At 72.2% G+C, this 13,580-nt stretch carries 11 protein-coding genes; 9 read left to right on the top strand and 2 right to left on the bottom strand.

The window, feature by feature from the left end; all coding sequences use genetic code 11:
- Nucleotides 1-2 precede the first annotated feature (2 nt).
- From ABZ923_RS19305 to ABZ923_RS19275, 7 genes are read left to right on the top strand one after another with little or no spacing between them, the layout of a single operon-like run.
- Nucleotides 3-1,028: an SDR family oxidoreductase gene (locus ABZ923_RS19305; protein WP_361472939.1), complete on the top strand. Its 1,026-nt coding sequence runs from the start codon at nucleotides 3-5 to the stop codon at nucleotides 1,026-1,028.
- Entirely contained in the window at nucleotides 1,016-2,299 is a 1,284-nt protein-coding gene (locus ABZ923_RS19300) for a DUF4910 domain-containing protein (RefSeq protein ID WP_361472936.1), read from the top strand. The genes ABZ923_RS19305 and ABZ923_RS19300 overlap by 13 nt, the downstream gene beginning before the upstream one ends.
- Nucleotides 2,296-3,594 carry a hypothetical protein gene (locus tag ABZ923_RS19295; protein ID WP_361472933.1) on the top strand — a complete coding sequence of 433 codons (1,299 nt, stop codon included), beginning with the start codon at nucleotides 2,296-2,298 and terminating at the stop codon, nucleotides 3,592-3,594. Before ABZ923_RS19300 ends, ABZ923_RS19295 begins: the two co-directional genes overlap by 4 nt.
- Nucleotides 3,591-4,538, top strand: coding sequence for a glycosyltransferase family 2 protein (locus ABZ923_RS19290; RefSeq protein WP_361472930.1), 948 nt, complete (start codon nucleotides 3,591-3,593; stop codon nucleotides 4,536-4,538). Before ABZ923_RS19295 ends, ABZ923_RS19290 begins: the two co-directional genes overlap by 4 nt.
- Nucleotides 4,535-5,752 (top strand): polysaccharide pyruvyl transferase family protein, encoded by a 1,218-nt coding sequence (locus ABZ923_RS19285; protein WP_361472927.1) that lies wholly within the window; start codon nucleotides 4,535-4,537, stop codon nucleotides 5,750-5,752. The genes ABZ923_RS19290 and ABZ923_RS19285 overlap by 4 nt, the downstream gene beginning before the upstream one ends.
- On the top strand, nucleotides 5,752-6,303 hold the full coding sequence (gene rfbC / locus ABZ923_RS19280; RefSeq protein WP_361472924.1) for a dTDP-4-dehydrorhamnose 3,5-epimerase: 552 nt from the start codon (nucleotides 5,752-5,754) through the stop codon (nucleotides 6,301-6,303). Before ABZ923_RS19285 ends, rfbC begins: the two co-directional genes overlap by 1 nt.
- Before the next feature lie 7 nt (nucleotides 6,304-6,310).
- Nucleotides 6,311-7,636, top strand: coding sequence for a glutamate-1-semialdehyde 2,1-aminomutase (locus ABZ923_RS19275; protein WP_361472922.1), 1,326 nt, complete (start codon nucleotides 6,311-6,313; stop codon nucleotides 7,634-7,636).
- Between the two features lie 34 nt (nucleotides 7,637-7,670).
- On the opposite strand, the gene ABZ923_RS19270 is transcribed toward ABZ923_RS19275, so the two are convergent.
- On the bottom strand, nucleotides 7,671-8,324 hold the full coding sequence (locus ABZ923_RS19270) for a phosphatase PAP2 family protein (protein WP_361472919.1): 654 nt from the start codon (nucleotides 8,322-8,324) through the stop codon (nucleotides 7,671-7,673).
- A 220-nt stretch (nucleotides 8,325-8,544) separates the two neighbouring features.
- Here ABZ923_RS19270 and ABZ923_RS19265 point away from each other — a divergent pair, with 220 nt between their 5' ends.
- Entirely contained in the window at nucleotides 8,545-9,807 is a 1,263-nt protein-coding gene (locus ABZ923_RS19265) for an Ig-like domain-containing protein (RefSeq protein ID WP_361472916.1), read from the top strand.
- 41 nt (nucleotides 9,808-9,848) lie between these two features.
- On the opposite strand, the gene ABZ923_RS19260 is transcribed toward ABZ923_RS19265, so the two are convergent.
- Nucleotides 9,849-10,823, bottom strand: a complete 975-nt coding sequence (locus ABZ923_RS19260; RefSeq protein ID WP_361472913.1) for a CorA family divalent cation transporter — start codon at nucleotides 10,821-10,823, stop codon at nucleotides 9,849-9,851.
- A 301-nt stretch (nucleotides 10,824-11,124) separates the two neighbouring features.
- Here ABZ923_RS19260 and ABZ923_RS19255 point away from each other — a divergent pair, with 301 nt between their 5' ends.
- Nucleotides 11,125-13,569: a SpoIIE family protein phosphatase gene (locus ABZ923_RS19255; RefSeq protein ID WP_361472910.1), complete on the top strand. Its 2,445-nt coding sequence runs from the start codon at nucleotides 11,125-11,127 to the stop codon at nucleotides 13,567-13,569.
- The last annotated feature ends 11 nt before the right edge of the window (nucleotides 13,570-13,580 follow it).

The raw sequence follows: 13,580 nt of genomic DNA, 5'->3' as shown, positions 1-13,580 counted from the left end.
CCATGCGCGTACTCCTTACCGGACACCAGGGCTACCTGGGCACCGTGATGGCCCCGGTCCTCGCCGCCGCCGGACACGAGGTCGTCGGCCTGGACTCCGGCCTGTTCGCCGACTCCGTCCTCGGCGAGCCACCCGCCGACCCGCAGGGGCACCGGGTGGACCTGCGCGACGTCACGGCCGAACACGTGGCCGGCGTGGACGCAGTGATCCACCTGGCCGCCCTCTCCAACGACCCGCTGGGCTCGCTGGCGCCGGAACTCACCTACGACATCAACCACCACGCCTCCGTACGGCTGGCCCGGCTGGCCCGCGACGCCGGGGTGCGGCGCTTCCTGTACGCGTCGACGTGTTCGGTCTACGGCGCCGCAGGCGGCGACGAGCTGGTGGGCGAGGACGCCCCGCTGCGCCCGGTGACGCCGTACGCGGAGTCCAAGGTGCGGGTCGAGGACGACCTGCACGGGCTGGCCGACGGCGACTTCACCCCGGTGTACCTGCGCAACGCCACCGCCTTCGGCTACTCGCCGCGGCTGCGCGCCGACATCGTGCTGAACAACCTGGTGGGCCACGCCCTGCTGTCCGGCGAGGTGCTGGTGCTCTCCGACGGCACCCCCTGGCGCCCGCTGGTGCACGCCGCCGACATCGCGCGGGCCTTCGCGGCCGCGCTGACCGCGCCCCGGGAAGCGGTGCACGACCGGGCGTTCAACATCGGCAGCGAGGTCAACAACGTCACGGTCGCGGAGATCGCCGAGCAGGTCGCCGAGGCGGTGCCCGGCGCCAAGGTGGTGATCACCGGGGAGACCGGTGCCGACCCGCGGTCGTACCGGGTGGACTTCTCCCGGTTCCGTGCCGCCGTGCCCGGCTTCGACTGCGAGTGGACGGTGAAGCAGGGCGCGCTCGAACTCGCCGAGGCCTACCGGACGCACGGGCTGACCCGGGAGGACTTCGACCGGCGCTTCACCCGGCTGGCCGTGCTGCGCGCCGCGTCCGACGCCGGCGCGGTGGACGACACCCTGCGGTGGCGCCGATGACGACGGCCGGCGAGGAGATGTACCGGCTGGTGGAGCGGCTGTACCCGCTGTGCCGGAGCATCACCGGCGACGGGGTGCGCGCCACCCTGGAGATCGTCGGCGAGTACGTGCCGCTGCGGGTGCACGAGGTGCCGACCGGGACCCCGGTGCTCGACTGGACGGTGCCGCAGGAGTGGAACATCCGGGACGCGTACATCGCCGACTCCGCCGGCCGGCGGGTCGTCGACTTCGCCGCGTCCAGTCTGCACGTGCTCGGCTACAGCGTGCCGGTGTCGGCGACCATGCCGCTGGCCGAGCTGCGCGCACACCTGCACACGCTGCCGGACCACCCGTCCTGGGTGCCGTACCGCACCAGCTACTACCAGCCGGAGTGGGGGTTCTGCCTGGCCCAGGAGACCCTGGACGCGCTGCCGGACGGCGAGTACGAGGTGCGCATCGACTCCACCCTCGCCGACGGCCACCTCACCTACGCCGAGCACGTGATCCCCGGTCAGGTCCCCGACGAGGTGATCGTCTCCTGCCATGTCTGCCACCCGTCGCTGGCCAACGACAACCTGGCCGGCATCGCGGTGGCGACGTACCTGGCCCGTGCGCTGGCGGAGCAGACGCCGTACTACACCTACCGGTTCCTCTTCGCGCCCGGCACCATCGGGGCGATCACCTGGCTGGCCCGCAACGCGGAGCGGGTGGACCGGGTCAAGCACGGGCTCGTGCTGGCCTGCGCCGGGGACCGGGGCCGGCTGACGTACAAGCAGAGCCGGCGCGGCGACGCGGAGATCGACCGGGTGATGCGGCACGTCCTGGCCGCCTCCGAACGCCCGCACCGCGTCACCGAGTTCACTCCGTACGGCTACGACGAGCGGCAGTTCTGCTCGCCCGGGTTCGATCTCGGCGTGGGCTCGCTCAGCCGGACCCCGTACGCCGGCTATCCCGAGTACCACACCTCGGCGGACAACCTGGACTTCGTCTCCCCGGAGGCGATGGCCGACACCCTCGCGGTCTGCCGCGAGGCGTTCGCCGTGCTGGACCGCAACCGGCGGTACGTCAACCTCAGCCCTTACGGCGAGCCGCAGTTGGGCCGGCGTGGGCTGTACGACGCGCTCGGCGGCCGCAGCGACACCAAGCAGGCCCAGATGGCCATGCTCTGGGTGCTCAGCCTCTCCGACGGCGAGCACGGTCTGCTGGACGTCGCCGAGCGGTCCGGGCTGCCGTTCGACACCGTCGCCGCCGCGGCCGGCGCCCTGCACGGCGCCGGGCTGATCAAGGCATGACGCCGGTGACCACCGAGGGGGAGAAGACGACGGCAACCGCCGGATCCACCCGGCGGGCCCTCGCCGGCCGGCTCTCCTGGGGTCTGGCCGACCAGGCGGCCTCCAGCATCAGCAACTTCGTGGTGGGCGTCTACGTGGCCCGCTCGCTGGGGGTGACCGCGTTCGGCGTGTTCAGCCTGGCCTGGGTGACGTACGGCGTGGTGCTCAACGTCTCCCGCGGGCTGGCCACCGACCCGCTCGTGGTGCGCTTCAGCGGTGTGCCGGACACCTCCTGGCGTGGGGCGGTGGTCCGCTCGACGGGGACCGCGCTCGGCGTCGGCGCGGCCATCGGCGCGGCGTGCCTGGTGGTCGGGCCGGCTCTGGGCGGCCGGGTGGGGCCCGCGTTCGTCTGCCTCGGCGTCACGCTGCCGGGGCTGCTGCTGCAGGACGCCTGGCGGTTCTCGTTCTTCGCCGCCGGCGCCGGGCGGAAGGCGTTCGTCAACGACCTCGTGTGGGGCGTCGCGCTCGTCCCGGCCATGGTCGTGGCGGCCCGGGTGGGCAGCGTGGCCGCCTTCGTGCTCGCCTGGGGCGCGTCCGCCGCGGTGGCCGCCGCCTACGGCTGCCTCCAGTCCGGCGTCCGCCCCCGCCCGACCGGGGCGCGGGGGTGGCTCCGCGAGCAGCGCGATCTCGGCTACCGGTACCTGGTCGAGAACGTCAGCCTCAGCGGCGCCAGCCAGCTGCGGGCCTACGGGCTCGGTGCGATCGTCGGGGTCGGCGCGGTGGGCGCGGTGCGGGGCGCCGAACTCCTGATGGGCCCGTTCCTCGCCGTGCTGATGGGGCTGTCGCTGGTCACCGTCCCGGAGGCGGCACGGGTGCTGCGGCAGGCCCCGCAGCGGCTCGGCTCGTTCTGCCTCCTGCTGGGCGGCGGGCAGGCCGCCGCCGCGCTGTGCTGGGGCGGGGCGCTGCTGCTGATGCCGGGCCGGCTCGGCGAGCTGGTGCTCGGCGACGTCTGGCACTCCGCCTCGCAGCTCATCATGCCGATCACCCTCGGCGTCGCGGGCGCGGGCCTGGGCACCGGCGCGGCGGCCGGGCTGCGCGCGCTCGGCGCGGCCCGGCGCAGCCTGCGCTGCCAGCTGTTCGCCTCCGCCTGCTACGTCGGCGGCGGGCTCGGCGGGGCGGCCGCGGCCGGCACGGTCGGCTCGGCCTGGGGCGTCGCCGCCGCGACCGTCAGCGGCTCGGCCGTGTGGTGGCTGCACCTGCGGTCCGCCCTGCGCGAGCACCACCGGAACCTGATCCCCGAAGTGAGGACCGCATGACCGACCGACCCAGGCTGAGCATCGGCCTGCCCGTGTACAACGGCGAGGAGTATCTCGCCGAGTCGCTCGACGCCCTGCTCGGGCAGACCTACGAGGACTTCGAGCTGGTCGTCTCCGACAACGCCTCGACCGACGGAACCGAGGACATCTGCCGCAAGTACGCCGCGCAGGACTCCCGCATCCGCTACATCCGGCTGCCCCGCAACGTCGGGGCCACGCCGAACCACAACTACGTCTTCACCCAGTCCCGCGGCGAGTTGTTCAAGTGGGCCTCGCACGACGACCTCTACGCCCGCGACCTGCTGCGGCGCTGCATCGAGGCCCTCGACGAGCAGCCCGACGTCATCCTCGCCCACGCCGACCAGGCCGTCATCGACGGCGACGGCCAGGTAAAGGTGCCCTACGAGTACACGCTCGCCACCGACTCCCCGCACGCGCCGGACCGCTTCCGCAGTCTGCTGTTCGAGCCGGGCGGCGACGACTTCTACGGGGTGATGCGGGCCGACATGCTGCGCCGGGTCAAGCCGCTCGACAGCTACCACCACGCGGACCGCACCTTCGTCGCCGAGATCACCCTGCACGGGCGCTTCCACCAGGTGCCGGAGCTGCTGTACTTCCGCCGCGACCACCCCAAGCGCGCCGAGCGGGCGAACCCGTCCAAGCGCGCCCGGTGCGTCAACCTGGACCCGCGCCGGGCGGGCCCGCTGCACCCGACGCCCCGGCTGCTCGCCGAGTACATCTGGGGCTTCGCCGCGGCGATCCGGCGGGCGCCGCTGTCCCCGGCCGACCGACGCGAGTGCTACCGGCACATGGGCGCCTGGATGACCAGCCGGGTCCGGCCGGGCGCCGGCGAGCGCGTCGAGGACCGCGCCCCGATCGACCCGGCAGCGCTCGGCGTCTCCGTCGACGCCCTCGTCGCGGGCCGCGAAGGGCGGCGGCCATGAAGACGGCACCACGGGTGGGCGTGTTCGGCCTCCTCGGCTCCGGCAACCTCGGCAACGACGGCTCGCTGGAAGCCGTACTCGGATACCTGCGCACCGAGCACCCGGACGCGGCCGTGGACGCCCTGTGCGGCGGGCCCGAGGCCGTGACGACCCGGTTCGGGATCCCCGCCACACGGCTGCACTGGAACCGCGCGGAGTACCGCACCGCGTCACGCGCGGGCGCGATCGCGTCGAAGGGCATCGGCAAACTCGTCGACGTCTTCCGCACCGCCGCGTGGGTGCGCCGGCACGACGTGGTGATCGTGCCGGGCATGGGCGTCCTGGAGGCCACGCTGCCGCTGCGGCCCTGGGGCTTCCCGTACTCGCTGTTCCTGCTCTGCGCGAGCGGCCGGCTGCTCCGCACCCGGGTCGCCCTGGTCGGCGTCGGCGCCGCCGAGATCCGCAACCGGCCCACCCGGGCCCTGGTGCGCTGGTCGGCGCGGCTGGCCGCGTACCGCTCCTACCGGGACGCCCAGTCCCGTGACGCGATGCGGGCGATGGGCGTGGACACCGCACGCGACGAGGTCTATCCGGACCTCGCGTTCTCCCTGCCGACGCCGACGGCGAGCGCACCCTCGGGCTCACCGGGCACGGTCTGCCTGGGCGTCATGGACTTCCACGGCGGAAACGACGACCGCGCCCGGGCCGACGAGATCTACCGGCGCTACCTCGACGGGACGATCCGCTTCGTCCGCACGCTGGTCGAGGAGGGCAGGCCCGTCCGGCTGCTCACCGGTGACCAGTGCGATGTGGCGGTGGTCGAGGCGATCCTCGACGCGGTGGACTCGCCGCTGGTCACCGCCGCCGAACCGGCGTCACTGGCCGACCTGATGAAGGAGATGGCGGCGGCCGACGCCGTGGTCGCGGTCCGCTACCACAACCTCATCTGCGCGCTGAAGACCGGCACCCCGGTGCTCGCCCTCAGCTATGCGGCCAAGAGCGATGCGCTCATGGACCGGATGGGCCTGGGGGCCTTCTGCCACCCCGCGCGCGAGGTCGACGCCGACCGGCTGCTCGAACAGTTCCGGACGCTGGAGAAGCGATCGGGAGAGCTGCGCCAAGTCCTCACCGAGCGCAACCAGGCCGCGGCAGAGCAACTCGCCGAGCAGTTCACCGCGTTGACCGCGGCCCTGTTCCCGACGACCGACCCCTCTCACACCCTGCGGAAGGCTTGATGAAAGCGACCGAAGTCCCGGAGATCGCCGGCGCGTACCTGTTCGAGCCCACGCCGTACGCCGACGAACGCGGTTTCTTCTGCCGCACCTTCGACGCCGACGTGGTCCGGTCGGTGGGCCTCGATCCGAATGCCTTCGTCCAGGACAGCGTCTCCCGCTCGGTCCGGGGCGTGCTGCGCGGCCTGCACCTGCGCTCCGGCGCGGGCGAGGCCAAGCTGGTGCGCTGCTCGTACGGGAAGATCTTCGACGTCGTCGTGGACCTGCGCCCGGACTCTCCGACGTACCGCAACTGGGCCTCTTTCGAGCTGTCCGGTGAGACGCAGAAGACCGTGTACATCCCGGCGGGATGTGCCCACGGCTTCCAGGCGCTGACCGACACCGCCGACACCTCCTACCGGATCGACCGCCCGCACGATCCGGCCGAGGACGTGACGATCGCCCACGACGACCCGCGGCTCGCCATTCCCTGGCCGCTGCCGGTCACCTCGATGTCCCAGCGGGACCGGGAGGCGCCGAGCCTCGCCGAGGTCCTCAAGCGCCAGGAAGGATGAGGTCGGCTTGGACACGGAAGAGTTCCACCTGCCCCGGTCGCGGGCGGCGAACGAACGCCTGCACAGCCTGATCCCCGGCGGCGCGCACACCTACGCCAAGGGGGACGACCAGTACCCCGAGAACCTGGCCCCGGTCATCAGCCACGGCCGCGGTGCCCACGTGTGGGACATCGACGGCAACCGCTACGTCGAGTACGGCTCCGGCCTGCGCTCGGTCAGCCTCGGCCACGCCCACCCCCGGGTGACCGAGGCGGTGCGGCGGGAACTCGACCGCGGCAGCAACTTCGTCCGGCCGTCCGTCGTGGAGCTGGAAGCCGCGGAGCGCTTCCTGGCCACCGTGCCGACCGCCGAGATGGTGAAGTTCGCGAAGAACGGCTCCGACGCCACCACCGCCGCGGTGCGCCTCGCCCGCGCCGCCACCGGGCGCCCGCGGGTGGCCCTCTGCGCCGACCATCCGTTCTTCTCCGTCGACGACTGGTTCATCGGCACCACGCCGATGTCCGCCGGCATCCCGGAGTCGACCAGCGAGCTGACCGTGACCTTCCCCTACGGCGACCTGGCCGCCACGGAGGAGCTGCTCACCCGGTACCAGGACGAGGTCGCCTGCCTGATCCTGGAACCCGCCACCCACACCGAGCCGCCGCCCGGGTACCTCACCGGCCTGCGCGAGCTGGCCGACCGGCACGGCTGCGTCCTGGTCTTCGACGAGATGATCACCGGCTTCCGCTGGTCCGAGGCGGGCGCCCAGGGCCTGTACGGCGTCGTTCCCGACCTCTCCACGTTCGGCAAGGCGCTGGGCAACGGGTTCGCCGTCTCCGCGCTGGCCGGGCGCCGCGAGCTGATGGAGCTGGGCGGGCTGCGTCACTCCGGCGACCGGGTCTTCCTGCTGTCCACCACGCACGGGGCGGAGACGCACTCCCTGGCGGCCGCGATGGCCGTGTTCGCCACCTACGTCGAGGAGGGCGTCACCGCGCGGCTGCACGCCCTCGGCGAACGGCTGGCCGACGGCGTCCGCGGGGCCGCGGCCGCCCTGGGCGTCGGCGACCACATCGTCGTCCGGGGCCGGGCCAGCAACCTGGTCTTCGCCACCCTCGACGAGAACCGGCAGCCGTCGCAGCAGTACCGCACCCTGTTCCTGCGCCGGCTCCTCGCGGGCGGGGTGCTGGCCCCGTCGTTCGTGGTGAGCAGCGCGCTGAGCGACGCCGACATCGATCACACCGTCGACGTGGTGGCCGAGGCGTGTGCGGTGTACCGAAAGGCTCTGGACGCCGCCGACCCCACCCCGTGGCTGGCCGGACGACCGGTGAAGCCGGTGTTCCGCCGCCTCGCGTGACCGAGGTGACCGTGTGACGTGACGGGCCGCGCGGTCAGCGGCGTTCCAGCCGACCGGCGTCGGCCGGCCGGTCGAGCAGCCGGTCGGCCGTCCGGTCGACCAGCCACGCGGTCACCGGTATCACCGCCAGCGCCGTGCACCAGCCGCCGAGGGCGTCGGTCGGGTAGTGCGCGCCCAGGGCGACCTGCGCCCAGCCCATGGCGGCGCCGGCCACCAGCGCCGCGCAGAGCACGAGGAGCGTGCCGGCCGCCCCGCCGAGGCCGAGCCGGTGCGTGGCGAGCAGCGCCGCCATGAGCGCGAGCGCGGTGAGGAAGGCGGTGTGCCCGCTCGGATAGGACAGGTTCCCGGCGCCGTGGATGGTGCGTCCCACCACGTGCTTGAGCAGCGTCGCCGTCCCCACGGTCACGCCGACGCCGGCGACGACGAGCACCGCCGCGCGCGGCCGCCGAAGCAGCAGGCAGCCCGTCACGACGGCCACGATCAGCAGCGTCGATCCGGCGGGCTCGCCCAGGAAGTCCAGGGCCAGAGCGACGTGCCGCCACGGCGGCCCCACGCCGTCCACCACTGCCGAGATCCGCGCGTCCGCCCTGCCGGGCGTGCCGTCGCCGGCGTACCGGACCCCGAGCACGACGACCACCAGCGCGGCGAGCGTCGCGACCGTCCCGAGCCCCCGCCCGCTCCTCGCCACCAAGGAGCCCCCCGTCGTGTCCGATCGGCACCAGTCTGTGCCCGCCACCTTAACCAACCGGCAAGCCACGAACCATGCACGCTCGACCCTGCGTGGGCTCCCCCACAATCTGCCCATTTCTGGACAGAGATATGTCGATAAGTGGTTTTATGGCTGATCGCACTCCTTCGGCGATCCGCGCAGGAATGCACATGACCAGCGATGACATGGGAGAAAGCACTTGACCACGCTGAGTAAACGACGCACCGGACTGGTGGCTGCGGCCGGCGTACTCGGCGGCGTCCTCTCGGTCACGGCCCTCGGCGGCACGAGCATCGCCGCCGGCGACGGCAACGGGGCCGGGAACACCTCGGCGTCGCAGGAGGCCTCCGACACCCCGTCGCAGGACGCCTCCGACGCCCCGTCGCAGGACGCCTCCGACGCCCGCATAACGATCACGCCCGGGCAGGGTGCCTACGCCGTCGGGATCGACGACCCGGTCGGTGTCACCGTCGACGACGGCAAGCTCACCAAGGTGACCATGACCGCCGTCGCGACCGGTGCCGAGGTCCCGGGCACCCTGTCCGCGGACCGCACCTCCTGGAAGCCGGACGGTCCGCTGAAGCGTGCCACCAAGTACCAGATCGCCGCGGAGGCCGACGACGCCGAGGGCCGCTCCGCGTCCGGGAACGCCACGATCACCACGGTCTCCCCGGCCAACGACTTCATCGGGCACGTCTCCCCCGCGAACGGCTCGACCGTCGGCGTGGGCATGCCCGTGTCGGTCACCTTCGACAAGGCGATCACCTCCAAGGCCGCCGTCGAGTCCGAGATCCGGGTCAGCTCCAGCAGCGGCCAGCAGGTCGTCGGGCACTGGTTCAACGACCGCCGCCTGGACTTCCGTCCCGAGACGTACTGGAAGCCCGGCTCCACCGTCACCGTCACGCTCGACCGGCAGGGCATCCGGAAGACGGTCACCTTCAAGATCGGCCGGAGCCAGATCAGCACCGTCGACGCGAAGACCAAGCGGATGACCGTCGTCCGGGACGGCAAGACGATCAAGACCATCCCGATCTCGTCGGGCAGCCGCGAGCACCCGACGTACAACGGCCAGATGGTGATCTCCGAGAAGTTCCGGCAGATCCACATGAACGGTGCGAGCGTCGGCCTCACCGAGAAGGACGGCAAGCCCTCGTACGACATCAAGGCCGTACCGCACGCCATGCGCCTGACCGACTCGGGCACGTTCATCCACGGCAACTACTGGGGTGCCGACTCGGTCTTCGGCAAGGCCAACACCAGCCACGGCTGCGTGGGCCTGAAGGACGTCAGGGGCGGTGGCGACGGCAGGAAGCCCGCCGCGTGGTTCTTCGACCACTCGATGATCGGCGACGTCGTGATCGTCAAGAACTCCGACGACAAGACCAAGGTGGCCCCGGACAACGGCCTGAGCGACTGGAACATGCCGTGGAGCGAGTGGGTCGCGGGCGGCCCGACCGGCTGACGCCACACCCCGTCCTACGGGCGGGGTGCTCCGCGCCGGCCCTAGTGTTCGTCCAGCAGCCGGCGCCAGATGCGGGTGCGGTGCAGCACGTACAGGGAGCCCAGCAGGACGGCGGCCTGCAGCCCGATCGCCAGCAGCCAGAATTCGTCCCTGCTCTCCAGCTTGTCCGTCAGGAACGTGAAGTTCATACCGAAGAACCCGGTGAGGAACGACAGCGGCAGGAAGATCACCGACACGATCGCCAGCCGGTTGATCACGCCGTTCTGCTCGCCCGCGACGAGCGAGGAGTAGCTGGCGAAGGCCCGGCGGGTGGCGTCCTGGAAGGACTCGATGTCGGCGAGCACCAGCCGTCCGGCGGTCTGGAACCCCCGGGCGTACCGTCGTCGCTCCTCGGGGAAGGACGGGTTCATCATCCGCCGGGTGAGGACGGCGTCGGTGACCTGGAGGTAGGGCAGCAGGGCGTGGTGCAGCTGTGCGGAGCGCCTGCGCAGCTGCGCCAGCAGGTAGATCTGCCGCGGGTGGCGGCCGTCGAACATGTCGTCCTCGAGTTCCTCGGTCCGCAGCAGGCTGTGCACGGCGGCCTGGCGGAAGGTGCCCAAGGCCTCCTGGAGCAGGAGGAAGAACAAGGTCACGGCGTCGGACGGCCGGTCGTGCCGCAGCGCCGCGGCGACCTTCCGCGCCAGCCCGGCCTGGCCGCGGTGCGCGGTGACCAGGGTCCGTTCCGTCACCACCGCGTGGACGTCGGTGATCTCCTCGCCGTGCACCACCGGCACCACGAAACCGGCCCAGTCTCCCTCGAAGTCGGCGCGCGCGGGCTCACCCTCCCTGCCGAACCAGTACAGCTCCTCCGCGTCGAGGCCCAGCTGCTCGGCCAGCGGTGTGTCCTGCGCCGGCGCGTCCCGGGGCAGCTCGATGTCGACGAGCAGGAACCGGTCCACGGCCATCCGCTCCCGGGCCCCCGCGACGTCCGTACGGACGACGGTCGCCTCCGGCATCGACACCACCGTTACGATCATCGTCCTCGCCGTCCGTCCCGAACCCTTGGCTTCGAGCATCGACGCGCGGCGGCGCTCGCGCATCCCTGGCCACTCGCGCGCGCCGTCGGAGGACCGCCGAACGGATGACGGGCCCGCAGCGCGCCACCGGCCGGTACACCGGCGTCGCCGAGCGGCACACTCCCCTGAACCACCCGCCCGTGCACCGGCACGGTCCCTCGACCGCTCTGTGCGGGGCGTTTGTGCCGCACCCGCTGCGGGTCGATGCTTGAGGAGGGGAGGGCGTGTGCCAGGCACCGGGTCTCGCTAGAACGGACGTGAGATGAAGACACCATCGAACGGGCCCGGGGCCGACGGCCTCAGTGACCCGTTGAGGGTCATCCGGGCCGCCACCGTCATACTGGATCACAAGGGAGTGGTGACCGGCTGGAGTCCGGAGGCCGATCGACTGCTCGGCTACCGGGCGCAGGAGATGCTCGGCCGTCCGGTCGACGCCGTGTCGGCGGGGTCCACCGCGGAGGACGGCGAAGCATGGCTCAACCCTCACTGCTCCTCCCATCGCGTCCGTGAGGTCACTCTGCGCCACCGCTCCGGGCGTCTCGTGCGGGTGGCCGCCGAGTGCCGCAGCCTTCCCGACACGGTCGCGGGCCCGGCCACTCTGCTGCTGCTGACGGACGCCGAGCTGCTCGCGGAGTGGCAGCTGCAGCAGGCGATGCTGCACGGCATGGCCACGCAGTCCCCGGTCGCCCTGACGATCTACGGCACCGATCTGCGTGTCGCATGGGCGAACCACGCGGCCCGGCAGGAGCTGCCCGGGCCCTTCGCGCAGTATCTGGGACGCAGCGAGGACGAGCTGTACCCGGGAAGCCAGGTGCTCTCCGCACAGCACCCGCCCTCCGTCACCCAGGTCATGCGCACCGTGCTCGACACGGGGCAGACCGTCGTGGATCTGCACTACCGGGGCCGTCCCCCGGCGGACCCCGACCGAGAACACGTCTGGTCGCTCTCCTACTACCGGCTGGAGGACGAGGAGGGACGGCCGCTGGGCGTCTGCGAGGAATCCGTGGACGTCACCGACCTTCACCACGCCCAGCGGCGCCTGGTCCTGCTGAACGAGGCCAGTTCCGTGATCGGCAGCACGCTGGACCTCGAACGCACGGTGCAGGAACTGGCGGAGGTCCTGGTGCCACGGGTCGCGGACTTCACCGCCGTGGACCTGATGGGCGCCGTACTGGCCGGCAGGGAACCCGACGCCAGGTCCGGTGACCTGCGCCGGGTCGTCCACCGTTCGGTCCGGGAGGACCTGCCCGAAGCCGTCGTCGTACCGGGACACCGGGCCGACTACCCCGAGGGCTCACCGCAGTGGCAGTGCCTGTCGACCGGGAAGCCGGTGCTGAACGCGGTCCTGGACCCGGCCGGACCCTGGCTGCGCGACGACCCCGTACGCAGTGCGCGCATGCACACGCTGGGCATCCACTCCCACATGGTGGTTCCGCTCCGCGCCCGAGGAGTCACCATGGGCGTGGCCACCCTCATGCGCTGGCGTGATCCTCGCGCCTTCGCCTCCGACGACCTGCTGCTCGTGGAAGAGCTGGCGGGACGCGCCGCCGTCTGTATCGACAACGCGCGCCGGTTCCACCGTGAGCACAGGTCCGCACTCACCCTGCAGCGAAGCCTGCTGCCCTCGAAACTGCCCACTCATGCGGCGGTGGAAGCGGCCTACCGCTACCTGCCCGCGGACACCGAGGCAGGCGTGGGCGGCGACTGGTTCGATGTGCTGCCCCTCGCCTGCGGCCGCGTGGGACTCGTCGTCGGCGACGTCATCGGCCACGGCATCCGCGCCGCCGCCACCATGGGGCGCCTGCGTACCGCGGTGCACACCCTGGCCGACCTCGATCCGGCGCCGGAGGAACTGCTCTCCCACCTCGACGACCTGGTCAGTCGCCTGGCCGCGGAGGCGGAGGAAGCACATCCGTCGGGAGTCGAGGGCGTGGTCGGCGCCACCTGCTTGTACGGTGTCTACGACCCCGTCACCCGGTGCGCCACCTTCGCCCGCGCAGGCCAGCCGCCACCGGCTCTCGCCCACCTGCGCCAGCCGGTGGAGTTCCTCGGCATACCGGCCGGACCGCCCCTGGGCATGGGCTGGCTGCCGTTCGAGTCGGCGGAGGTGGAGATTCCGGAAGGCTCCGTTCTGGCCCTCTACACCGATGGCCTGCTGACGGCTTCCGACGGTGACACGGACACCGGGCTCGAACGGCTCAGCTTCGCCCTCGCCCACCCCGACCGCCCCCTGGAGGACATCTGCGGCACCGTGGAGCGCGTCCTGCTGCCCGACCGCCCCCGCGACGACGTCGCCTTCCTCGTCGCCCGGCCCCGGCCGCTGCCCCCCGAGAACGTCGCCACGTGGGACCTGGACTTCGAGGCGGCGTCCGTGCGCAAGGCCCGCATGCTGACCGAGGAGCGCCTTGCCCAGTGGCACCTGGACGAACTGGCCTTCCCGGCGGAACTGATCGTCAGCGAGCTGGCCACCAATGCCATCCGCCATGCCTGCGCCCCCGTCGAGCTGCGCCTCATCCGGACCGAGAACCGACTCGTCTGCGCAGTGTCCGACCACAGCAGCACCGCCCCGCACCTACGACGGGCCAAGGCCGGCGAGGAGGGAGGCCGCGGCCTGTTCCTGGTCGCCCAGCTCGCTCTGCGCTGGGGAACCCGTTACACCCAAGACGGCAAGATCATCTGGGCGGAACTGTCCCTCCCGGGTCCGTGAGCGGCGAGGGA

This window comes from Streptomyces sp. NPDC046881 (assembly GCF_040645015.1).
In the GTDB taxonomy this organism is placed as follows: domain Bacteria; phylum Actinomycetota; class Actinomycetes; order Streptomycetales; family Streptomycetaceae; genus Streptomyces.
The sequence above is the reverse complement of the archived record's forward strand: the minus strand, read 5'-3'. Positions and strand labels throughout refer to the sequence as shown.